Annotated in this window: 19 protein-coding genes; 10 read left to right on the top strand and 9 right to left on the bottom strand. The window is 62.4% G+C overall.

Going from position 1 to position 21,241, the window contains the following annotated elements:
- Positions 1–5 precede the first annotated feature (5 nt).
- Positions 6–1,088, bottom strand: a complete 1,083-nt coding sequence (locus tag AWT76_RS08680) for a site-specific integrase (protein ID WP_072247603.1) — start codon at positions 1,086–1,088, stop codon at positions 6–8.
- A gap of 111 nt (positions 1,089–1,199) precedes the next feature.
- Here AWT76_RS08680 and dusA point away from each other — a divergent pair, with 111 nt between their 5' ends.
- Complete coding sequence (gene dusA / locus AWT76_RS08675) at positions 1,200–2,207, top strand: tRNA dihydrouridine(20/20a) synthase DusA (protein ID WP_072245995.1); 1,008 nt, start codon at positions 1,200–1,202, stop codon at positions 2,205–2,207.
- Here dusA and AWT76_RS08670 read toward each other — a convergent pair.
- On the bottom strand, positions 2,204–3,412 hold the full coding sequence (locus AWT76_RS08670; protein ID WP_072245994.1) for a lytic murein transglycosylase: 1,209 nt from the start codon (positions 3,410–3,412) through the stop codon (positions 2,204–2,206). The genes dusA and AWT76_RS08670 overlap by 4 nt on opposite strands.
- A 116-nt stretch (positions 3,413–3,528) precedes the next feature.
- Between AWT76_RS08670 and AWT76_RS08665 the strand changes: the two genes are divergently transcribed.
- Complete coding sequence (locus AWT76_RS08665) at positions 3,529–4,764, top strand: lytic murein transglycosylase (protein WP_072245993.1); 1,236 nt, start codon at positions 3,529–3,531, stop codon at positions 4,762–4,764.
- A 27-nt stretch (positions 4,765–4,791) separates the two neighbouring features.
- Here the strand turns inward: AWT76_RS08665 and AWT76_RS08660 are convergent, their stop codons facing one another.
- Positions 4,792–5,508 carry a DUF3592 domain-containing protein gene (locus AWT76_RS08660; protein WP_072245992.1) on the bottom strand — a complete coding sequence of 239 codons (717 nt, stop codon included), beginning with the start codon at positions 5,506–5,508 and terminating at the stop codon, positions 4,792–4,794.
- A 128-nt stretch (positions 5,509–5,636) separates the two neighbouring features.
- Here AWT76_RS08660 and AWT76_RS08655 point away from each other — a divergent pair, with 128 nt between their 5' ends.
- Positions 5,637–8,744 (top strand): valine--tRNA ligase, encoded by a 3,108-nt coding sequence (locus AWT76_RS08655; protein WP_072245991.1) that lies wholly within the window; start codon positions 5,637–5,639, stop codon positions 8,742–8,744.
- Here AWT76_RS08655 and AWT76_RS08650 read toward each other — a convergent pair.
- Complete coding sequence (locus AWT76_RS08650) at positions 8,741–9,307, bottom strand: MarR family winged helix-turn-helix transcriptional regulator (RefSeq protein ID WP_072247602.1); 567 nt, start codon at positions 9,305–9,307, stop codon at positions 8,741–8,743. The two genes, AWT76_RS08655 and AWT76_RS08650, sit on opposite strands and share 4 nt — an antisense overlap.
- A 99-nt stretch (positions 9,308–9,406) precedes the next feature.
- On the opposite strand from AWT76_RS08650, the gene AWT76_RS08645 reads away from it, so the two are divergent.
- On the top strand, positions 9,407–10,267 hold the full coding sequence (locus tag AWT76_RS08645) for an RNA polymerase factor sigma-32 (RefSeq protein WP_072245990.1): 861 nt from the start codon (positions 9,407–9,409) through the stop codon (positions 10,265–10,267).
- Between the two features lie 50 nt (positions 10,268–10,317).
- Positions 10,318–10,674 (top strand): VanZ family protein, encoded by a 357-nt coding sequence (locus tag AWT76_RS17140; RefSeq protein ID WP_072245989.1) that lies wholly within the window; start codon positions 10,318–10,320, stop codon positions 10,672–10,674.
- Here AWT76_RS17140 and AWT76_RS08635 read toward each other — a convergent pair.
- Entirely contained in the window at positions 10,651–11,523 is an 873-nt protein-coding gene (locus AWT76_RS08635; protein WP_072245988.1) for a DUF2125 domain-containing protein, read from the bottom strand. The genes AWT76_RS17140 and AWT76_RS08635 overlap by 24 nt on opposite strands.
- A 65-nt stretch (positions 11,524–11,588) precedes the next feature.
- Here AWT76_RS08635 and AWT76_RS08630 point away from each other — a divergent pair, with 65 nt between their 5' ends.
- Together AWT76_RS08630 and AWT76_RS08625 are read left to right on the top strand one after the other, a co-directional pair.
- Positions 11,589–12,137, top strand: a complete 549-nt coding sequence (locus AWT76_RS08630) for a gamma-glutamylcyclotransferase (RefSeq protein ID WP_072245987.1) — start codon at positions 11,589–11,591, stop codon at positions 12,135–12,137.
- Positions 12,138–12,451: 314 nt separating this feature from the next.
- A complete protein-coding gene (locus AWT76_RS08625; RefSeq protein WP_141655915.1) occupies positions 12,452–12,982 on the top strand; it encodes a hypothetical protein in 531 nt (176 codons plus the stop codon).
- Between the two features lie 406 nt (positions 12,983–13,388).
- On the opposite strand, the gene AWT76_RS08620 is transcribed toward AWT76_RS08625, so the two are convergent.
- Positions 13,389–14,183: an inositol monophosphatase family protein gene (locus AWT76_RS08620; RefSeq protein WP_072245985.1), complete on the bottom strand. Its 795-nt coding sequence runs from the start codon at positions 14,181–14,183 to the stop codon at positions 13,389–13,391.
- Between the two features lie 62 nt (positions 14,184–14,245).
- Entirely contained in the window at positions 14,246–15,334 is a 1,089-nt protein-coding gene (locus AWT76_RS08615) for an ABC transporter ATP-binding protein (protein WP_218055475.1), read from the bottom strand.
- 130 nt (positions 15,335–15,464) lie between these two features.
- Here AWT76_RS08615 and deoC point away from each other — a divergent pair, with 130 nt between their 5' ends.
- Together deoC and AWT76_RS08605 are read left to right on the top strand one after the other, a co-directional pair.
- Positions 15,465–16,430, top strand: coding sequence for a deoxyribose-phosphate aldolase (deoC, locus tag AWT76_RS08610; RefSeq protein WP_082700151.1), 966 nt, complete (start codon positions 15,465–15,467; stop codon positions 16,428–16,430).
- Between the two features lie 9 nt (positions 16,431–16,439).
- Positions 16,440–18,722 (top strand): aldehyde dehydrogenase family protein, encoded by a 2,283-nt coding sequence (locus AWT76_RS08605; RefSeq protein ID WP_072247599.1) that lies wholly within the window; start codon positions 16,440–16,442, stop codon positions 18,720–18,722.
- A gap of 35 nt (positions 18,723–18,757) precedes the next feature.
- On the opposite strand, the gene AWT76_RS08600 is transcribed toward AWT76_RS08605, so the two are convergent.
- Positions 18,758–19,492 carry a dienelactone hydrolase family protein gene (locus tag AWT76_RS08600; RefSeq protein WP_072245984.1) on the bottom strand — a complete coding sequence of 245 codons (735 nt, stop codon included), beginning with the start codon at positions 19,490–19,492 and terminating at the stop codon, positions 18,758–18,760.
- 177 nt (positions 19,493–19,669) lie between these two features.
- The gene (locus tag AWT76_RS08595) at positions 19,670–20,290 is read right to left on the bottom strand and encodes a GcrA family cell cycle regulator (RefSeq protein ID WP_072245983.1); all 621 of its coding nucleotides are present in this window, start codon (positions 20,288–20,290) and stop codon (positions 19,670–19,672) included.
- A 132-nt stretch (positions 20,291–20,422) separates the two neighbouring features.
- Here AWT76_RS08595 and AWT76_RS08590 point away from each other — a divergent pair, with 132 nt between their 5' ends.
- Positions 20,423–21,226, top strand: coding sequence for an ABC transporter permease (locus tag AWT76_RS08590; RefSeq protein WP_072247598.1), 804 nt, complete (start codon positions 20,423–20,425; stop codon positions 21,224–21,226).
- Positions 21,227–21,241 lie beyond the last annotated feature (15 nt).

Raw genomic sequence — 21,241 nt, 5'->3', positions numbered from 1 at the left:
CCGCCTCACTCTGCCTCAAGCTTATCCCACCATGCCCAACCCGCGAATTTGTCGCCCGACATGCGCAGGTGCGAATAGCGTTTCAGGGATTGCCAGCTGCGATGGCCGGACACAGCGGCGACTTGCGGAATGGTGCAGCCCATCTCGAACAACCGGGAAATCCCTTCGTGTCGCAGGTCATGAAAATGGAGGTCTTCGATTTCCAGAAACTTGCAGGCTCGGGTGAATCGGGTGCTGATCGTGTCTGAGTTATAAGGAAAGATCCTGCCGCTTCGGCCAGGCTGTAGCTGCATGACCCTCAGGGCTTCAGGCGTGACCTCGCATAAAACATCGTTACCCTTCTTCTGCCCGGGGTGCTTCATGTCCCGCACCATCTGGCGCATCTCGTCCTCGTTAAAATCCTCCCATGTGATAAGGGTGATCTCTTCCTGGCGCCTTGCTGAAAAGATCGCAAAAGCCATGATCCGGTGCATCGGCAAGGTACGGGAAACGCGGGCGCTGGCCTCTGCAAAATGGGTCATCAGAGCGTCAATTTCGGCAAGTGTCGGGCGTCGGTCACGGCAGTTGGATTTGCCAGCCAGGTCCAACTGACGACAAGCGGTAACCCCATCTTCAACGACATTCCGATCCAGATCATAGCCCCACGCCGTGCGCCCCATCGACAGAGCCGCACTCAGGTGACTTAGATAATTCTGAACGGTAGACGGGCTGCGCCCACCACGGCGCAGGCCGCGGGCAAAATCCACGATATGTTTCGGCTGAAGATCTGACGTCGGGATATCCGAGATCAAGTGACTTTCGCAGATTGAACGAAGCACTTGCGTCTTCGTCCGCCCCATCCCTCCCTCTTTCTCGAGGATATAATCCTTGATGACGTCACCCACCGTGCCCACCTTGCGCCGCGCGGCCTCCAGCCCGCCGGGTGATTTCAGTTCTTTCTCACGGCGCTTCATCCACGCCTCAGCTGTGCTGCGGCGGTCAAAGGTCTCCGAGCCGCGATAGACGACCTGACCATTTGACTTTATAACGATCTGTGCCCTGTAAGCTGTCGTGCCGCCTGTCCGTCTGCGTTCGGTGATTGTGCCCATTTTCGGTATTCCAAACGTGGTTCTCTGGTACTCCATGGCGTACCAAGGTGGATGTATCCGTCCAAATATGCCATTTCGGCACCAAATATGACGATGTGAGATCTAGTATATATGCTTGAAAAGCCAGTAAAAAAAGGGGATATCCACAATTCCCGCCTAAGTGTCGCCCCGATGATGGACTGGACCGATCGGCATTGCCGATATTTTCATCGCCTCATGAGTGCGCGGGCGTTGCTGTATACGGAAATGGTGACTGCCCCTGCCTTGGTGCGCGGCGGCGCGCTTCACCTGTTGCAGCATGACCCGGATGAGCACCCGGTCGCCTTGCAGCTTGGCGGCTCTGACCCGGTCGAGCTGGCGCAGGCGACACGGCTTGGATGGCAGGCGGGCTACCCGGAGGTGAACCTGAATTGCGGTTGTCCGTCCGACCGGGTGCAATCGGGCAGTTTCGGTGCCGTGCTGATGGAGCGGCCCGAGCATGTGGCCGAAATTTGCGCCGCCATGATCGCCGCCAGCCCCGCCGAAGTGACCGTCAAATGCCGCATCGGGGTGGATGACCAGAATCCGGCCCAGATTCTGCCGCGCTTTTTAAGTGCAATCCGCGCGGTCGGGGTGCTTCGCGTGACGATCCATGCGCGCAAGGCATGGCTGCAAGGGCTTAGCCCCAAGGAAAACCGCGATATTCCGCCGCTGGATTACACGCTGGTTGCAGCCATGAAAACCGATTTCCCGGATATGCACATTTCCGTCAATGGCGGGGTAGAGGATCTGGATGCAGCACAGGGCTTTCTGGCGCAAGGATTGGACGGGGTAATGGTTGGCCGCGCGGCCTATCACCGGCCATGGGATATTCTGGCGCAGGCGGATAGTCGCATCTTCGGCCAGCCCGACCCGGCGCATTCGCGCGCCGAGGTAGTGGCGCGGATGCTGCCTTATATTGACGCGCAGATGGGGCAGGGCGTGCGTCTGGCGCAGATCACCCGGCATATGTTGGGGCTATTCGCAGGCCAGCCCGGCGCGCGGCACTGGCGGCGGGTCTTGTCGGAAAACGCCCATAGGCCCGGCATGGGACCAGAGCTGTTGCAACAGGCGCTGGATGCCGTGGCGCAGGCCGCCTAGCGGCGCAAGCGGGACAGAAGGTCTGCGTTGATGTAGCCATCGGGTGGCAGGCCAGCCGCGCGTTGCCACGCCTGCACGGCGGCAATGGTCGCGGGGCCATGGCGCCCGTCAATCCCGCCCGTATCATAGCCTTGCGCGGTCAGAATGCGCTGCACCTCCAGCCGCTCGGCGCGTGTCAAGGCGCGGTCGCCGCGCGGCCATTGCCCGCGCAAAGGCCCAGCCCCGCGCAGCCGGTCGGACAGATGCCCCAGCGCCAGCACATAGGCGTCGGACATGTTGTATTCCTTCAACACATCGTAATTGTCCGTCGCCAAAAAGGCCGGGCCACGCGCGCCGCCGGGCAAGAGCAACCGCGCCGGGGCATCGGGCAGGCGGCCTTGCACCGCTGTCACGCCCAAGTCGCCCCAGTCGCTGCGCCGCTGCCCGGTCTGGCCAAGGTCAAACTGGTCTGGCAAGCGCACTTCCACCGCCCATGGCTGGCCCCGCATCCAGCCCCGGCGCTCAAGGTAATTGGCCGCTGATGCAAGCGCATCTTCCGGCGTGTCGGCCCAAACATCGGCCACGCCATCGCCCGACAGGGGCAGGGCATAGGTCAGGTAACTGCTGGGCATGAATTGCGTATGCCCAAACGCGCCCGCCCAAGACCCGTTGAACCGCGCGGGTGCGACCTTGCCCTGTTGCACCATGCGCAGCGCCGCGATCAATTCGTCCTCGAAAAACGCCGCGCGCCGCCCGTCCTTGGCCAAGGTTGCCAAGGTTGCCAGAATGGGGGTGCGCCCTCGGTTCGCCCCGTAAGAGGTTTCGATCCCCCAGATCGCGGCGACGATTTCGGGCGGCACACCGAAGCGCGATTCTATCCGGTCCAGCGTGGTCTTGTGCCGCGCCATGGCCGCACGCCCGGCCCGAATGCGCTCTGCGTTCACGGCACTGTCCAGATACTCCCAGACCCGCGCGCCGAATTCACTTTGGCGGCGGTCCAATGCCAGCGTATCGGGTAGGGGGCGCAGATAAGGGCGCGCGCTGGCCAAGGTGTCTGGCGTAATGCCTGCGGCGGCGGCGCGCCGCTCGAACCCGGCGCGCCAGGTTGCGAAATCGGTTCTGACCGGGGCGTCGGGCCGCAGTTCCGGGCGGGGCGAGCGATCGACATTGGCGGCACCGCAAGCGGGCAACAGGGCCATGACAAGGACAGGGATAAACGCGCGCATACTGCCTCCGACGGATGTAGGAAGGTTAGCGGCTTCGCGCAGATTCACCAAGCGTCGCTTAACAAGGGCGCAGAAATCCGCTACTCTTGGGCAAAACCATAGAACAGAGCAGTCCGATGATTTTGTCCCGCAGAGCCTTTGCCGCAGGTAGCGCGCTTTTGTCCTTGTCCGCCTGCATGGGGGGCGGGGTGCCCATGCCCGTCACCCGTGGCGGCAGCCCGATGCGGCCACAGGCAAACCCCGCGTTCGATGCGTGGTTGGACGCCTATGCAACCCGCGCGCGCGCCGAGGGAATCGCACCCGGCGTGGTATCGCGCGCGCTGGCGGGGGCCGGGTTCCTGCCCGATGTGATCGCCCGCGACCGCCGCCAGACGGAATTCACCCGCACGCTGGAAGATTACATGGCAATCGCCGCGTCGGATGAGCGGATCGCGGCGGGCCGCGCGGCACTTGCACGCTATGAGGCGACCCTGCGCGCAATCGAAGGCCGCTACGGTGTGCCCGCCGAAATCCTGACGGCCATCTGGGGGCTGGAATCGCGCTATGGCACGGAAAAAGGCGATATTCCGGCCATTTCCGCGCTGGCCACGCTGGCCTTTGACGGGCGGCGCGGCGAATTTTTCGAAAGCCAGTTGACCGCGGCCCTGCGCATTCTGGAACGCGGTGATACCACCTTTGCCAACCTGCGCGGCTCTTGGGCGGGGGCGATGGGGCATACCCAGTTCATCCCGACCACCTACCAAGCCTATGCGGTCGATTTTACGGGGGACGGGCGGCGCGACATCTGGGCCGATGACCCCACCGACGCGCTAGCATCTGCGGCCAATTACCTGTCGCGCATGGGCTGGCAAACGGGTGTGCCCTGGGGGCAGGAAGTGATCTTGCCCGCGGGCTTCGACACCGGGCTGGCCGGGCGCGGATTGACCCACAGTGGTTGGGCCGGGCTTGGGGTGCGCGCGGTCAGCGGCGGCCTGACCTCGGCGTCTGCGTCGCTTATTCTGCCGGATGGGCCAACCGGCCCGGCCTTTCTGGTCACGCGCAATTTCGATGTCATCCTGCGCTACAATAATTCCGAGCTTTACGGCCTTGGTATTGGCCATTTGTCCGACCGTCTGCGCGGGCTTGGCCCGATACAAGGCAATTTCCAGCCCGATGCCAATGGCTTGCGGCTGGCGGACCGCAAGGAACTGCAAGACCGTCTGACCCGCGCAGGCTTTGACACCCAAGGCACTGACGGCGTGATCGGCCCCAATTCCGAAGCCGCGATCCGCGACTATCAATCCGCGCGCGGTTTGCCGGTTACCGGCCAGCCATCGCGCACGCTGTTGGAACGGTTGCGGCGCGGGGGCTAAAGGGCGCGCCAGAGCAAAACGGCAGCGCTAGATCTGCTTTTGCCACCAGCCGCGGCCGTTATCCGGGTCCACATAGACCACGATCACATCGCCGGGCGCATGCGCCTGCGCAAGACCGGCCGATGCCAGAAGCGATTTGCCGTTGACCCCGGCGGCATCGGTCCATGATACAACAAAACGCGGCTTTTTCTTTCCTGACAGCGCATATGGACGGATGCCTGTGATGCGCGCCTCGCGCACTTCGCCCAGCAGCAGCGCGCGCCGGGCAGACGCAACGCGCCCCCAGCCCCATATAATGCCCCCAAGGGCCACAAGCAGCGCGATACCCCCCGCCAACCCGAAAAACACCACGCCGGCCACGTCGCGTTTGGGGTCAAGCGTGTTTCGCTCGGGATCATTCCAAATATAGGTGACGGGCAGCAAATCCCCGATTTCCGTGGCCTTGTAAAGCGCGGGGCTAACCGCTTCGCGTGCGGTCACGTCGCCGGAATACCCCTCTGGCCGGAACTGGTGGCTCAGGTAATAGGTCAGCTCTCTATCCCCGTCCGAATTGCGGGATTGGACGACATCGCGTGCAATCACCACTGTTTCGCCCTGCACGCCGTCGCGCAGCAATTCCCGGTAATCGGCCAGAAGCGACAGCGCGAACCCGACAAGGGCCACCCCCAACAAGAGCGGCACGACCACCCAACTTAGGCCAAGCCGCCAGATCATGCGCGGAAACGATACGGGTTTGCGGTCCATCTGGTCGACATACTAGGGGCATATTTTGTCAGCAATATTGCCGAGCGGCGCGCAAATGCCAAGCGGGGCTTTTCCTTGGCGCGCGCGGGCGCTACACACGCATCCAAACCGCAAAAAGGGTGTGTGCTATGGGCATGGACAAGACATTCGACGCGCAGGCCGCCGAGGCGCGGATCATCGCCAAATGGCAACAGGCCGGGGCCTTCAAGGCGGGCGCCAACAAATCGCGCGACGAGAGCTTCTGCATCATGCTGCCGCCCCCGAATGTGACGGGCGCGTTGCATGTGGGCCATGCGTTTAACCATACCTTGATGGATATCCTGACCCGCTGGCACCGGATGCGCGGCTTCGACACGCTTTGGCAGCCGGGCCAAGACCATGCCGGGATTGCAACGCAATTGCAGGTCGAAAAGAAACTGCTGGCCGAGGAAGGCAAACGCCGCGCCGATCTGGGGCGCGAGGCGTTTCTGGCGCGTGTCTGGGAATGGAAGGGCCAATACGGCCAGACCATCATTGACCAGATGAAACGCTTGGGCAATTCCTGCGACTGGGAGCGCAACGCCTTTACCATGTCTGGCGCGCCCGGCGCACCCGAAGGCAATGATGGCAATTTCCACGACGCGGTCATCAAGGTGTTCGTGGATATGTATAACAAGGGCCTGATCTATCGCGGCAAGCGGCTGGTCAACTGGGACCCGCATTTCGAGACCGCGATTTCGGACCTTGAGGTCGAGAATGTTGAGGTCGACGGGCATATGTGGCATTTCAAATACCCGCTGGCGGGTGGGGCGACCTATCGCTACGTGGAAAAGGACGAGGACGGAAATGTCATCGTCGATGAAGAACGCGATTACATTTCCATCGCCACCACGCGCCCCGAAACCATGCTGGGCGATGGCGCGGTTGCGGTTCACCCATCGGATGAACGCTATGCGCCAATTGTCGGAAAATTGTGTGAAATCCCGGTTGGGCCGAAGGAACACCGCCGCCTGATTCCGATCATTACCGACGAATACCCGGACCCCGATTTCGGCTCTGGCGCGGTCAAGATCACCGGCGCGCATGACGCCAATGACTACGGCGTTGCCAAGCGCGCGGGCATTCCGATGTATCGGTTGATGGACACGCGCGCCGCCATGCGGGCCGATGGCGCGGCCTATGCCGAGGCGGCAGAGATTGCGGGCGCGGTTGCGCGCGGCGAACGCAGCTTGTCCGAAGCAGAGGCGGATGCGCTGAACCTTGTCCCCGACCACTTGCGGGGTCTTGACCGCTATGAGGCGCGCAAGGCCGTGGTGGCAGAGATCACCGCCGAGGGGTTGGCGATGATGACTCGCGCCGATGACCCGCGCTTGGGCCGCAAGCTGGGCGAGGAGGATGACGCCGCCGCACAGGTGCCGCTGGTCGAGGCGAAGAAGATCATGCAACCCTTTGGCGACCGGTCGAAAGTGGTCATCGAACCCATGCTGACCGACCAGTGGTTTGTTGATGCGCAAAAGGTCGTCGGCCCCGCTTTGGACGCGGTGCGCAGCGGGCGCACCAAGATCGTGCCGGAGAGTGGCGAGAAGACCTATTTCCACTGGCTGGAGAATATTGAGCCGTGGTGTATCAGCCGCCAATTGTGGTGGGGGCACCAGATTCCTGTGTGGTATGGCGCTGACATTGGCAGCGATGGTTTTATGCGCCAAAGTTCTGAACTTACAGATCAAGGTTCGGCGGAATACCCATATGGCGTTCAGTATGGGTTTGTGACCCGTCAATTTTGCGTATCCTCAGAGGAAGAAGTAAGGGCAACCGCTCAACGCTATTATGAAACAAAGTTTTCTGAACCGGTAGAAATAAGGCTCTCATCCTTCATACCTGATCCGGGTGCTGTAATCATGAAGCGTCCCGATCTGGATGATAAACCAGGGGCGGTAATAGTAACGCTTTGGCGCGACCCCGACGTGCTTGACACATGGTTCTCGTCCGGGCTGTGGCCCATCGGCACGCTGGGCTGGCCAGAGGCGACCGAGGAATACAAGCGCTATTTCCCGACCAGTGTTCTGATTACCGGGCAGGACATTCTGTTCTTCTGGGTCGCGCGCATGATGATGATGCAGCTTGCGGTTGTGGATGACGTGCCGTTCCGCGATGTCTATCTGCACGGGCTTGTGCGCGACGCCAAGGGCAAGAAAATGTCCAAGACGCTGGGCAACGTGGTCGACCCGTTGGAGATTATCGACGAATACGGCGCCGACGCCTTGCGCTTTACCAACGCGTCCATGGCAAGCCTTGGGGGTGTCCTGAAGCTCGATACCCAGCGCATCGCGGGCTATCGCAACTTCACCACCAAGCTGTGGAACGCCTGCCGTTTTGCCGAGATGAACGGGGTCTGGGAGAACCACGCTACCCAGACCGCCGCCCCGCATGCGCAGGCGACGGTGAACCGCTGGATCATATCGGAAACCGCGAAGGTGCGCGAAACGGTGGACTCCGCGTTGGCAGATTACCGGTTCAACGATGCCGCAAGCGCGCTTTACGGCTTTGTCTGGGGCAAGGTCTGCGATTGGTATGTCGAATTCGCCAAGCCGCTTTTCGATGGCGAGGGCGCCGCCGAGACCCGCGCAACCATGGCTTGGGTGCTGGACCAGTGCATGATTTTGCTGCACCCGTTCATGCCCTTCATTACCGAAGAACTGTGGGAGCTGACCGGGCAACGCGCGAAGCTGTGCTGCCATGCCGATTGGCCCGAATACGGGGCGGGTCTGGTCGATGACGCGGCGCTGCGTGAAATGACTTGGGTCATCAGCCTGATTGAAAACATCCGCTCTGCCCGTGCGCAATTGCGCGTGCCGGTGGGGTTGAAGCTGAACATGGTGCAGCTTGATCTGGACGATGCAGGCCGCGCCGCGCTGTCGCGCAACATGGCGCTGGTGATGAAACTGGCGCGCATTGCCTCCTTGGAGGAAGTTGCGGAACTGCCCAAAGGGTCCATTACCGTGGCAGTTGAAGGGGGCAGTTTTGGCCTGCCGCTGGATGGCGTGATCGACATTGCCGCTGAACGCGCGCGGCTGGAAAAGACGCTTGCCAAGGCGGAAAAGGAACGCGCGGGCATTGAGGGGCGGTTGAAGAACCCGAAATTCGTGGCCAGCGCCCCCGAAGAGGTGGTGACAGAAGCGCGCGACAATTCCGCGCTTCTGGCGGATGAAATCGCACGCCTGACGGATGCGGTCGTTCGCCTGCGCGAGATCGGTTAGGATTCTGCCGCGTTCGCGGGGCGAAAATCGACGCAGAAAGCCGCCATATCGGGTGTGGCAAGCAGGGTCTGGGTGCAGTGGCAATAGGCCTGTGCACCGCCCGGTTCGCAATGGTCGCAATCGGAACAGGTGCCAAAGGTCGGGGCACCACGCTGTGCGGCCAGTTGCGTAACCGCCCGGCGCACCGATCGGGCCAAGCTGTCGCGGTCGTCTTGAGGCAAATCCGCCAGAACCTGCCGCAACCCGCCCAACGGGTCATGCGCCAGCATGGCGTGGCCTTCTGCCGTCACCTCCATCACCGCGCTGCGGCGGTCATGGGCATGGGCCTTGCGCGTCAGCAGGCCCATATCGACCAGCGCCTTGACCGTTTGCGAAGCCGTGCCGCGCGTGGTCGCGTGGAATTCGGAAAACGCCGAAGGGGTGCGCGAAAATGTATTGGCCCGCGCGAAATAGCGCAGGGCTGTCCATTGTGCCGCCGTCAACGGGCTGTTGGCTGCGTTTTGCGCAAGCCGGGCCAGATGCACCAACAGGTCGGCCAGATCGTTGGAAGGTGGGTATGTCATGGCAAGGAAGTAATCCGGGTGCGCATGGTTGACAAGATGCTCCGCCAAATGATAGCGATACGAAACTATATCGGAAAGCTACCAAATGGAGGCGCCAGCATGACCCCCGCCCGCGACCCGCATACCAGCCGGTTCATCCGCACCGCCATGGCCGAGGACATGTTGGATGCCGATACCGAACACGCTTTGGCGCTGGCTTGGCGCGACGAGCGCGACGAACGTGCGCTGCACCAGTTGATTACCGCCTATACGCGCTTGGCCGTGTCGGTCGCGGGGCGCTTCCGGCGGTATGGCTTTCCGTTGGATGACCTGATTCAGCAGGGCAATCTGGGCCTGATGCGGGCAGCAGAGAAATACGATCCTGAAAATGGCGCGCGGTTTTCGACCTATGCGGCATGGTGGATTCGGGCCTCGATGCAGGAATATGTCATGCGCAACTGGTCGGTGGTGCGCACAGCGACCAATGCCGCGCAGAAAAAGCTGTTCTTCCATTTGCGCCGGACGCTGGCCAAGCTGGATGATGGCGAAGTCCGGCGCGAGGATGTCTCGGCCAGCGTGGCCCGCGCGCTGGATGTGCCTGAAGAACAGGTGCAGATCATGCTGGGCCGCATGGCAGGCCATGACCTGTCTTTGAACACACCGCAATCGGGCGCGGATGACGGGCGCGACTGGATGGATGCCATCGCAGACGACACCGCACCGACCGAGGACCGTGTGCTGGAAGATCTGGAAGAGCGCCGCCGCCGCAAATTGCTGTATGGCGCGGTGCAAAGCCTGCCTGCGCGCGAACAGCGCATCATTGTCGAGCGCCATCTGAGCGACAGCCCGCGCACGCTGGCAGAGATCGGGACCGATCTGGGCATTTCCAAAGAGCGCGTGCGCCAGTTGGAAGAGCGCGCATTGCAACGCGTGACGCGCCATGTCCGCAATTCGGGCAGGCCAGAGGTGCTTTCGGCTTGACCTTGGCCAAGCCGCGCGGGACATCCGGGGCCTGACCTCGGAGGAATGTCTTGACCCGAACCGCCCGGCGCGGCTGCGCCCTTTCTGCTTGTCTGGCCGTGATCGTCGCGGTGTTGCTGCTGCAACCCTTGCCCGAAGCCGTCGATTTTTCGCTGCCGCATCTGGACAAGCTTGTTCACGCCGCGATGTTCTGCACGGTCGCTTTGCCGGCCATGCTTGGCCTGCCGCGACGGTGGCATGGGTTGGTCTGGGGCCTTGTGCTGGCCTATAGTGGCCTTATAGAACTGGTGCAGCCCTATTTCGGGCGCGGGGCAGAATGGGCCGATCTGGCCGCGAATGGGCTGGGCGCGGGTATTGCGCTGTTCTTGGCGCGGGTCTGGCGCCTAAAGCGGGCCAAGCTCCAGTAGCGCCAGCGGCCCCAGAGAGACGACGGAATCCTTCAGCGTCAAGGGCAGTGACAGCGTGTCGCCCTGACCCAGTCTTTCTGCCATCATCTGTAGCATCAGGGCTTGATCTGCCGGAACAAGGCCGTTTTCTTGCAGCATCCGCAGCAAGGCGCGCCAATTTGTGACGGTCAGGGGCAGGTTGCCGGACAGCCGCCCGTCGGGCGCGCGGTCCAGCGTTCCGCTGGCGGTTACGGTGATCTCTGCCATCGTGATCTTGGCGCGCGACAGGTCGATCTGCTTCACCCGGGGCGGGCGCGGCGCATCTGCCATGTGAAGCACGGCGCGCAAGGATGCGCGTGGTATCTCCATCTTGCCCAAGGCCAGCCCGGCCATATCCAGCGCCACCGCGCGCGACGCAGGGTCGCCGGCCTTGTCCACTGCCAGCGCGGCGCTGTCCAGCCGACCCGAAACCGGGCCAAGCAGTTGCAAATCGCGCGCGTCCAAACGCGCCATGGTCAGCTCCAGTCCCGGCGTCAGGGCGAAGGACACCGGCATATCCGGCCCATCCAGGCGCCAATCCACGCCGCGCCATGTCAGCTCTTGCGGGCCGGACAGTGTGCCCGTGGCCGCGAACGGCCAGTAGCTGGGCAGCGACAGCGACAGCCCATCGGCGGACCAGCCGCGCGCGGGCAGGGCAGGGCGATCCACCGCGATGTCAAAGCGCATGGGAAAGCCCGTGACCGCGATCTGATCGGCCTGAACCGAATCTGCGGGCAGGTGGGCGGGGGCCATGCGCAGGGCTACGGCTGACCCGAACCAATAGGCGCAGAACATGCCGCCAAGAATAACCACTCCCAGAAATCCGCGCATTCCGCACCCTTTTGACCTTGCCGCGATTCCTGTCTACACCGCGATCCAAGACAGGAGCCAGCCCAATGCCCAGAAAACCGTCCAATACGCTATGGATATTCGGCTACGGATCGCTGATCTGGAACCCCGGTTTTGCGCATGGGCAAACCCGTATCGCGCGGCTAGACGGGTATGAGCGCAGCTTTTGTATGCGCTCCATCCACCATCGCGGCACGCCAGAGGTGCCGGGGCTGGTTCTGGCGCTGGATGAAGGGCCGGGCGGGTGCGAAGGCGTGGCCTTCGAGGTGGATGGCCGCATCGCCGACGAAACGCTGGAATACCTGCGGGCGCGCGAACTGATCTCTGCGGCCTATCTGGAACGCGAGGTTCCGGTGCATTTGCAGGGCGGGGAACAGGTGCAGGCGGTGACCTATGTCATCGACCGCGCGCATGGGCAATATTGCGGCGGGCTGCCTTTGGAAGAACAAGCGCAGATCATCGCCCGCGCGGTAGGCGGGCGCGGCACGAACCGCGATTATTTGGTGAACACGGCCCGCCACTTGGCGGAACTGGGCCTGCGCGACCCCGATCTGGATTGGCTGGCCGCGCGGGTGGGGGCTTTGGGTCGGAAATAGGGGTAGGGGCGGTGGACGGTTTTGAGCACGGGGTGACCGATGCTGCAGTCTCAACGAATCTCTATGATCGAAAGCAAGCCGGAGCTTCTGCCTAGTAAAAGCGGTTTTGCCAAGGATTTGTGGCACATGATCTTTCAGCAATTTCGGTTATGGCGCGACGAGTGACGAAAACGACCGTTTGCGGAACCCCTGCCGTGTCGAATAGCAAGAGCGAAAAATAGTTTTTTTTAGCACTAAAAAACACTATTGCGCTTGCGTAGAGGTGCTATTTTTGTATACTAAAAGTGCCTAGAAGCAATCTGATGGTGCTACAAATGACTACAAACTACATCTACATCCCGTTTGATCGGCAGCTCTACAACGACATCGTCCAGTTCTCCGATGGTCGGCTCGACCCCGTGTCCTTGGCTGAAGAGCAGGTACTGGATTTGATTGAGCGTAACTTGGACAATAACGCAAATGACTGGTTCGGCGACCGTTTGATCGACTTCGTCAAAGCTCATTTTCCTTATCGGACGAAGGAATTTGAGGAACGCCTGAAAGAAATCGACGCTGATGATAACTTCTGTGCCCCCCTGATCTGGAAGGAGGTTTCGGTGCCTTCTGGAACGCATGTGCGAATGCACTATAACGGTGTTCATCATTTTGCACGCGTAAAGAACGGGCACATTGAAGACGCCGATGGAAGATTCTCGCCGTCAGAATGGGCGCGAAAGGTCGCCAACAACACGAGTCGGAATGCCTGGCGTGACCTCTCCTTTAAGGCACCTTTGGAAAGTGTGTGGGTTCCCGCTGAACTCCTTCGTTCACAGGCTAAGGCTCGCCTGCAGAAGTCGGAGGTTTGAAAATGCGCAAGGTCGAGCGCGAATATGTCAAGCTTTGTCAGGCTGAAGGCTTTGATCTCATTGGCATTGAGCGATCACACCGTCATTTAAAGCTCCGGTTTGAAGTCGGAACCGTGCTCTGTGCTGGCACACCGTCGGATTGCAGAAATCGATTGAATGTCAGAGCGCAAATCAGAAGGCTTCACAGCTGATAAATAGCTGGAACACTTCCCGACGGACGTATCAGGAATGTGATCGTCCCTTTCGTCCGTCTCTTCAGCTCCTAGGTTGGCAGCAATGTACGTGACGCACCCTTTGCGCCACGAGTGTGGTCATTGGCTGATCGGCCGCTTTGTCTGTATAGCCGCCGACCAGAGCATTTTGTCGTGTGCGTATTGCACCGTTTATCGCGACGCCCAAGCCCGCGTCACGCGGGTCGCGTGCGGATGATCTTGGCGAATTTGTCGAATATCTCGGCATTGGCGGCGATGATCTCGCCACGCTCGAAAATGCCCTCGCCCTCGCGGATCGGGCCGGTAAAGCCGCCCGCCTCGCGCACCAGCACAAGCCCGGCGGCGATGTCCCATGGCTGCAATTCACGCTCCCAGAACCCATCGTAACGCCCGGCGGCCACATAGGCCAGATCAAGCGCCGCTGCCCCCCAGCGGCGCACACCGGCGCAGGCGGGCATAAGTTGCGCCAGATCGTGCAGCATGGCGGGCAGGGTGCGCTTGGCGCCAAAAGGCACGCCGGTGGCAAACACGCATTCTGACAGGGTGTTGCGGTTTGACACGCGCAACCGTGTGCCATTCATGAAGGCGCCCATGCCTTTTTCGGCGATGAACATTTCATCCTTGGCCGGGTCGAAGATAACGCCCGCGACGATTTCGCCCTTGAATTCCAGCGCGATGGACACGGCCCAATGCGGCATCCCGTGCAGGAAATTGGTGGTGCCGTCCAACGGGTCCACGATCCAGCGGCGGGTTGGGTCCTTGCCCTCGACCGGGGCCGACTCTTCGCCCAGCCAGCCGTAATTCGGGCGCGCTTCGGTCAGGATTTCGCGGATCGCGGCCTCTGCGGCAATATCGGCGCGGCTGACGAAATCGCCCGCCGATTTGGACGACACTTGCAGGTTCTCAACTTCGCGGAAATCCTTGACCAGCAAGCGCCCAGCCTTGCGCGCGGCTTGAATCATGACGTTGAGATTGGCGCTGCCTTGCATTTTGTCCGCTCCGGTATCTGGGTTGGCCGGGCTTTATACCGCCTGAACCGGGAAGGAAAGCCCTATGCCAAGGGCACAACGCAATCGCAAATCCGCAGCCGCACGCGCGCGCCCACATCCAGCGTGGCCCCCGCGCCAGAGATGACCTGCAAGCAGCGCTCGCCCTCTTGCACCCAATACAGTTGGTCATGCCCGCGAAATTCGCGCCCAACCACAGAGGCAGAGCCATCCGGGTCCGCTTCCAGCATGATCTGTTCGGGCCGCACCGACAGCATGACCGCCCCATTGGCCGCCCGCGACAGCGGCAATTTGCCGAATTCGGTCGCCACTTCCATGCCATCGGCCTTGCCGTTCAGGATGTTCGAGCGCCCGATGAATGACGCCACAAAGGCCGATACCGGGTAGCGGTAAATCTCGTCTGGGGTGCCGATCTGAACAATCCGGCCCGCTTCCATCACGGCAATGCGGTCGGCGACGGCCATCGCCTCTTCCTGGTCATGGGTCACGATAATGCCCGCAGCACCGGTTTGCTTCAGCAGCTTGCGCACCTCTTGGCGGGTTTCCACCCGCATCGCGGCGTCAAGGTTGGAAAACGGCTCGTCCATCAGCACCAGCGGCGGAGCCATGGCCAGCGTGCGCGCCAGCGCCACGCGCTGCTGTTGCCCACCCGACAATTCATGCGGGCGGCGCGCGGCCAGCCCGGCCAGACCCACCATGCGCAGCATTTCTTCCGCGCGTGCCGTGGCCTTGGCCCGCGTCAGATTGCGCAGGCCGAATTTCACATTGTCCAGCACCGTCAGATGCGGGAACAGCGCGTAATCCTGAAACACGAAGCCAATGCCGCGCGCCTCGGGCGCGGTGTGGGTTATGTCTTGGCCGCGCAGCCGGACATGCCCGGCATCGGGCACTTCAAAGCCCGCGATCATGCGCAGTGTCGTGGTCTTGCCACAGCCAGAGGGGCCAAGAAGCGCCAGCATCTCGCCCTGTCCCAGTTCGAAACTGGCGCGTTCCACCGCCGGGGCATCGCCCAAGGCGAAGCGCTTGCGCAACCGGTCGACCGTCAGGATCACGTTCTTGGGGGCCGGACGAAAGCCAAGCGGCGTGGCCTCTGCCGGCATCTTGAAGCTGAGCGATTTGGGCAATGTGTTCATGGCGCACACTCCTTGCTAGGACAAACCCTAGCGCCCTTGTCGGATATGACGATTGTTCCCGAAGGTCAACTGCCTGCCGCCCCGTCAAAAGGCCATTGCCCGGCCCGGTTTGCGCGGCCATAGTAGCGCCATGACACAGCCAGACCCCATCCTGAACCACCCGACAAACCCCGCCACCGCGCTTGATACGGGCGCGTTCCATGCCGTCAACCGGCCTGCGGCAGAGCGGCGCGCAGCATCGCTTGTGGCGCGCCGGTCGATCAAGGGCGCGCATCAGGCCGCATGGTTGCTGAACGCGATTGCCTGCATGGACCTGACCACGCTGGCAGGGGATGACACCGAAGATCGCGTGCGCCGCCTATGCGCCAAGGCGCGCCGCCCCTTGGCCGATCATATCGTGGCGGGGCTGGGGCTGGTGGATATGCCCACCACCGGCGCGGTCTGCGTTTACCCCACCATGGTCGGCGCGGCGGTGCGCGCGCTGGATGGCACGGGCATTCCAGTGGCATCGGTTGCCACGGGTTTTCCGGCGGGGCTGATGCCGTTGGACCTGCGGCTGGCGGAAATTCGCTATGCCGTGGACCAAGGCGCGCAGGAAATCGACATTGTCATCACCCGCGCGCATGTGCTGGGGGGCGATTGGGCCGCGCTTTACGACGAAATCGCCGCCATGCGCGCGGCCTGCGGGACCGCCCATATGAAAGCCATCCTTGCCACGGGCGATCTTGTCACGCTGAGCAATGTCTATGCCGCGTCCATGGTCGCCATGCAGGCGGGGGCCGATTTCATCAAAACCTCGACCGGGAAAGAAGGCGTGAACGCGACCTTGCCCGTGGGCCTGACCATGTGCCGCGCGATCCGCGACCACCGCGCGGCGACGGGCAACATCGTGGGTTTCAAGCCCGCAGGCGGCATGAAAACCGCCAAGGATGCGCTGAACTGGCAAGTGCTGATGGCCGAGGAACTGGGCCGCGACTGGCTGCGCCCGGGGCTGTTTCGTTTGGGCGCCTCGTCTATGCTGGCCGATATAGAGCGCCAGCTAGAGCACCATGTCACCGGGCGCTACGCCGCCAGCCACCGCCACGCGCTGGCCTAAGGAATGATGATGACACAGATTGCGGAGATTCTGGAAACCATGGCCTATGGTCCCGCCCCTGAAAGCACGTCTGCAGCCCGCGACTGGCTTGCGCGCGGCCCGTTTGGCCTGTTCATCGGTGGCAGCTTTACCGCGCCGGGCACGCTGTTCGATGTGCGCGACCCCGCGCGCGATGTGGTGCTTGCGCAGGTCACACAGGCGGGCGCGGCCGATGTGGACGCCGCCGTTCAAGCTGCGCGCGCCGCACATCCGGCTTGGGAGGCTGACGCCGCCCTGCGCGCCCGCGTGCTTTATGCACTGGCGCGGCAAATCCAGAAGCGTGAACGCTTGTTTGCGGTGCTCGAGTCGCTCGACAATGGCAAACCCATTCGGGAATCGCGCGATATCGACCTGCCCTTGGTTTCGCGGCATTTCACCCACCATGCGGGCTGGGCGACGCTGCTGGCCGATGAATTCCCCAATGCCCGCGCGCATGGTGTTTGCGGGCAGATCATTCCGTGGAATTTTCCGCTGCTGATGCTGGCGTGGAAAGTGGCGCCCGCTTTGGCCGCAGGCAATACAGTGGTGCTGAAACCGGCAGAAGATACACCGCTGACCGCGCTGTTATTTGCCGAAATATGCTTGGAAGCAGGCGTGCCGCCGGGTGTTGTAAACATTATCACCGGCGACGGGGCGACGGGCGCGGCCTTGGTGGCGCATGACGGCGTCGATAAAATAGCCTTCACCGGCTCGACCGAAGTGGGGCAGATCATCCGCCGTGCGACCGCTGGCAAGGGCCGCGCGCTGACGCTGGAATTGGGTGGCAAATCGCCCTTTATCGTGATGGGCGATGCCGATTTGGATGCCGCTGTCGAAGGCGTGGTTGATGCGGTCTGGTTCAACCAAGGCGAGGTGTGCTGCGCAGGCACGCGCATTCTGGTGGCCGAAAGCGTGGCAGAGATGTTTCGCAAGCGCCTGATTTCCCGAATGAAAACGCTGCGCGTGGGCGACCCGCTGGATAAATCGACCGATATCGGCGCGATTGTGAACACGGCCCAACTGGCGCGCATCCGTGATCTGGTGGCGCAAGGTGTGGCGGCAGGGGCTGTCGCGCATGAAGGGACCGCCCCCGAAGGCTGCTTTTGCCCGCCGATCCTGCTAGATCAGGTGTCGCCCGCAAACCCTTGTGCAAGCGAAGAAATCTTTGGGCCTGTGGTCACGCTTCAAACCTTTCGCACCCCGCCAGAGGCGATTGAACTGGCCAATGCCACCCGCTACGGGTTGGCAGCCAGCATCTGGTCGGAAAACCTGACCGTCGCCATGGATATGGCCGCACAGGTGAAGGCGGGGGTTGTCTGGATCAACGCCACCAATATGTTCGACGCGAACGCGCCTTTCGGGGGGATGCGCGCATCCGGTTTTGGCCGCGAAGGCGCGCGCGAGGGGATGGCCGCTTATTTGCGCAAAAACGATGCCGCGCAAGGGGCCGCCCCCGGCACGATTGACCCGCTTCCGGGCACAGGCGCGCCCGAGGGGTTGGACCGCACCCACAAGCTATATATCGGCGGCGCGCAAAAGCGCGCGGATGGCGGCGCAAGCTGGTCGGTGCTGCGCGATGACACGCGCCTTGGCCATGCGCCTTTGGGCAACCGCAAGGACATTCGCAACGCCGTGGAAGCCGCGCACAAGGCGAGCGGCTGGACCCGGATGAGCGGGCATCAGCGCGCGCAGGTGCTGTATTTTCTGGCCGAAACGCTGGATCACCACCGAGATGGATTGGCGGCGCTGGTGCCAATGGCGGAAATCGATGCCAGCATTGCCCGCACGCTTTACTATGCCGCATGGGCCGACAAGCTGTCGGGCGCGGTGCACAACACGCAAAGCGCGCATGTGACACTGGCCATGCGCGAGGCCTTTGGCGTGATGGGCCTGATCTGCGCTGAAGAAGCGCCGCTTTTGGGCGCGCTCTCGCTGATCCTGCCTGCGATTGCCATGGGCAACCGGGTTGTGGTCGTGCCCTCGCAAGCCAACCCCTTGGCGGCGCTGGAACTGGGGCCAATGCTGGGCGCGTCGGACGTCCCCGGCGGGGTGGTCAATATTGTGTCAGGGCCAGTGGCCGAATTGGCCAAAACGCTGGCTGGCCATGATGATGTTGCCGCCTTGGCCTGCGCGCAACCCAGCGTGGCGCAGTTGATCGAGGCCGAGAGCGCGGGCAATCTGAAACCCGTCTGGCACGCGCCGACGGGTCAGGGCCGCGACTGGCTAGAGGCCATGGTGCAGATCAAGACCATCTGGGTGCCGTACGGCGCTTAAGGGTAGGGTGCGTGCGACCACGCACCCCGAGACTGTCAGAACCGCGCATCCAGAAACTCGCGAAAGGCGGCTTGCGCGCCGGCATTCGCCGTTTCGTCAAAATCGCGCGAGCCGGGCACGGTAAAGGAATGCCGCGCACCGCCGAAGATGCGCGCTTCATGCGGCACTTCTGCGGCTTGCAGTTCATCCATCAACGTGGCCAGTTCGGCCATGCCAGAGACCGGATCGGCAGAGCCATGCAGCACCATTACCGGCGCAGGGGTGGCGCTGTAATCCTGCCCCTCTGGTGTTTCCAGCCCGCCATGGAAGCTGACGAAACCCGCCATATCCATGCCTGCGCGCGCGGCTTCCAGCGCCGCAGCCCCGCCAAAGCAATAGCCTGCGATCACCATCTGGCCCGCGCCGTCTAGGGCACGCGCAGCCTCTGCGCCCGCCATCATCCGCGCGCGGAATTCGTCGCGGTCGGCATAAAGCGCGCCGGTTTCGCGGCGGTAATCATCCATGCTGTCCAGTGTCGCATTGGTGCCAAACAGGTCCAGCGCCACGGCCAGATAACCGTCCGCCGCAAGCGCATCGGCCTGCGCGCGTTCATGTTCGGTCAGCCCGTCCCAGTCATGCACCAGCAGCACGGTGCCGCGTGGGGTGCCATCGGGCGTGGCGACATAGGCTTCGAAATTGGTGTCGCCATGAGTGTAGACCATGGGGTCTGCAAGGGCTGGGCCGCCCAGAAGCGCCAGCAATGCCGGGGCAAAGATCAGCGAATGTTTCATGGTCTCTCCTATGCCTATGTTGGGTCAGGCACAGGTAGTGCAGAAATGCCCAGCGTCACATCCGCAAGGCGCAGGCTCAGTCGCACCCGCCAAGCTTTGCGCGCGCCTCTTGCACGGGGAAGGGTGGCGCGGCGATCGGGTCTTGCCAAGAACACGACCGCGCCCAGTGCCTTTGCCTTAGCGTTTGCGGTCGCGCCGCGTGCTCATGGGTTGAAAGGCGACGGCGACATGCGCTTCGCAATAGGGCTTGCCGGGTTTTACGGGCAGGCCGCAGAACCAGAATTCGCTCGTAGCCGGATCACCGATGGGCCATTTGCAGGTCCGCTCTGTCAGTTCCAGAAGCGACAATTTCATCGCCGTCTTCTCGACCTCGCGGACATTTGCCAGCGCCTCTGGGTCTATTTCATTCGCAGAGGGTTGCGGGGGCAAGGGCTGCCCGGCCGGAATGATCGGTTTGGGCATATAGGCGGGTTCGGGCGCTTCATCTGCCGGTTCGGGCGCGGCTTGCGGTGCGGGCTCTGGCGCGGGGGCGGGTTTGGGCTTGGCGCGTTCTGCCTTGACCTGCGCAAGATCGACCACGGGGGCGGCGGGTTCGGGCACTTTCGGGGCCGAGGGTTCGGCAGGCGCAGGATCTGCGGCCGTTTCCGGCCCGTTCCGGTTCGACAGGCCCAGCCGATGGACCTTGCCGATCACCGCATTGCGCGTCACACCGCCCAGTTCCTTGGCGATGGTCGAGGCCGAATGCCCCTCGTTCCACATTTTCTTTAGCAGCTCGACCCGCTCATCGGTCCATGACATGGCAGACCCCTTGGAATTGCATTGCCCCAAGATTAGGGACAGAGGGGTGAAATACAAGCCGCAGGGCTTAATTACAATGCAGGAACGACACGCTTGGCGGCAGAGCAGACGAATATGGGGATGAAAATGGATATGGCAGGGTTCCGCGACATAGGCGCGCGGCGGTTCGGGCGGGTCAATTGGCTGGGGCTGGGCGCACTGGCCAAGCGCGAGGTCATGCGCTTTTTGGTGGTTTGGACGCAGACTCTGGCGGCCCCCTTGGTCACAGCAGGGCTGTTTCTGGCGGTGTTCACGCTGGCCATCGGCCCCATGCGCGGAGAGGTGATGGGGGTTAGCTTTGTCACCTTCCTTGCGCCCGGCATCCTGATGATGACCATTATCCAGAACGCCTTCGCCAACACCTCGTCCTCCATCGTCATCTCGAAAGTGCAGGGCAATATCGTCGATACGCTGATGCCGCCGCTGTCGGGCGGGGAACTGGTGCTGGGCTATATGGCGGGCGGCGTGGCGCGCGGTCTGATGGTGGGGGTGGTCATTCTTGCTGCCGAAGCGCTGGTGCTGGGGCAGGGTGTGGCCCATTCGGTCTGGCTGCTGGTCTTTGTCACGCTGGGCGCTGCGCTGCTGTCGGCCATCGGGATCGCGGCCGGCATCTTGTCGAACAAGTTCGACCAGATCGCAGCGATTACCAATTTCATCGTGGTGCCGCTGTCGTTCTTGTCGGGCACCTTCTATTCCATCTCGGCGCTGCCGCCCTTCATGGCGGCGCTTAGCCGCGTGAACCCGGTCTTCTACCTGATAGACGGGGCGCGCTATGGGATGATCGGGCAATCCGATGCGTCGCCTTGGTTGGGGCTGGCGGTGGTGTTGGCGGCATTGGTGGCGGTGTCGGCACTGTGCTGGCACTGGCTGCGCACCGGCTACCGGTTGAAACCATGATCGCGCTTGCACGCA

Origin of the sequence: Roseibaca calidilacus, assembly GCF_001517585.1 — a bacterium.
In the GTDB taxonomy this organism is placed as follows: domain Bacteria; phylum Pseudomonadota; class Alphaproteobacteria; order Rhodobacterales; family Rhodobacteraceae; genus Roseinatronobacter; species Roseinatronobacter calidilacus.
This window is presented reverse-complemented; position numbering and strand designations above follow the sequence as displayed.

Excerpts from the sequence above, each read along its gene's own strand:
- AWT76_RS08595 (WP_072245983.1), bottom strand. The coding sequence starts at position 20,290 with ATGTCATGGACCGATGAGCGGGTCGAGCTGCTAAAGAAAATGTGGAAC.
- dusA (WP_072245995.1), top strand. The coding sequence starts at position 1,200 with ATGCTTGAAAAGCCAGTAAAAAAAGGGGATATCCACAATTCCCGCCTA.
- AWT76_RS08645 (WP_072245990.1), top strand. The coding sequence starts at position 9,407 with ATGACCCCCGCCCGCGACCCGCATACCAGCCGGTTCATCCGCACCGCC.
- deoC (WP_082700151.1), top strand. The coding sequence starts at position 15,465 with ATGACACAGCCAGACCCCATCCTGAACCACCCGACAAACCCCGCCACC.
- AWT76_RS08630 (WP_072245987.1), top strand. The coding sequence starts at position 11,589 with ATGCCCAGAAAACCGTCCAATACGCTATGGATATTCGGCTACGGATCG.
- AWT76_RS08670 (WP_072245994.1), bottom strand. The coding sequence starts at position 3,412 with ATGCGCGCGTTTATCCCTGTCCTTGTCATGGCCCTGTTGCCCGCTTGC.
- AWT76_RS08635 (WP_072245988.1), bottom strand. The coding sequence starts at position 11,523 with ATGCGCGGATTTCTGGGAGTGGTTATTCTTGGCGGCATGTTCTGCGCC.
- AWT76_RS08600 (WP_072245984.1), bottom strand. The coding sequence starts at position 19,492 with ATGAAACATTCGCTGATCTTTGCCCCGGCATTGCTGGCGCTTCTGGGC.
- AWT76_RS08650 (WP_072247602.1), bottom strand. The coding sequence starts at position 9,307 with ATGACATACCCACCTTCCAACGATCTGGCCGACCTGTTGGTGCATCTG.
- AWT76_RS08660 (WP_072245992.1), bottom strand. The coding sequence starts at position 5,508 with ATGGACCGCAAACCCGTATCGTTTCCGCGCATGATCTGGCGGCTTGGC.
- AWT76_RS08605 (WP_072247599.1), top strand. The coding sequence starts at position 16,440 with ATGACACAGATTGCGGAGATTCTGGAAACCATGGCCTATGGTCCCGCC.
- AWT76_RS08590 (WP_072247598.1), top strand. The coding sequence starts at position 20,423 with ATGGCAGGGTTCCGCGACATAGGCGCGCGGCGGTTCGGGCGGGTCAAT.
- AWT76_RS08625 (WP_141655915.1), top strand. The coding sequence starts at position 12,452 with ATGACTACAAACTACATCTACATCCCGTTTGATCGGCAGCTCTACAAC.
- AWT76_RS08615 (WP_218055475.1), bottom strand. The coding sequence starts at position 15,334 with ATGAACACATTGCCCAAATCGCTCAGCTTCAAGATGCCGGCAGAGGCC.
- AWT76_RS08665 (WP_072245993.1), top strand. The coding sequence starts at position 3,529 with ATGATTTTGTCCCGCAGAGCCTTTGCCGCAGGTAGCGCGCTTTTGTCC.
- AWT76_RS08620 (WP_072245985.1), bottom strand. The coding sequence starts at position 14,183 with ATGCAAGGCAGCGCCAATCTCAACGTCATGATTCAAGCCGCGCGCAAG.
- AWT76_RS08680 (WP_072247603.1), bottom strand. The coding sequence starts at position 1,088 with ATGGGCACAATCACCGAACGCAGACGGACAGGCGGCACGACAGCTTAC.
- AWT76_RS08655 (WP_072245991.1), top strand. The coding sequence starts at position 5,637 with ATGGGCATGGACAAGACATTCGACGCGCAGGCCGCCGAGGCGCGGATC.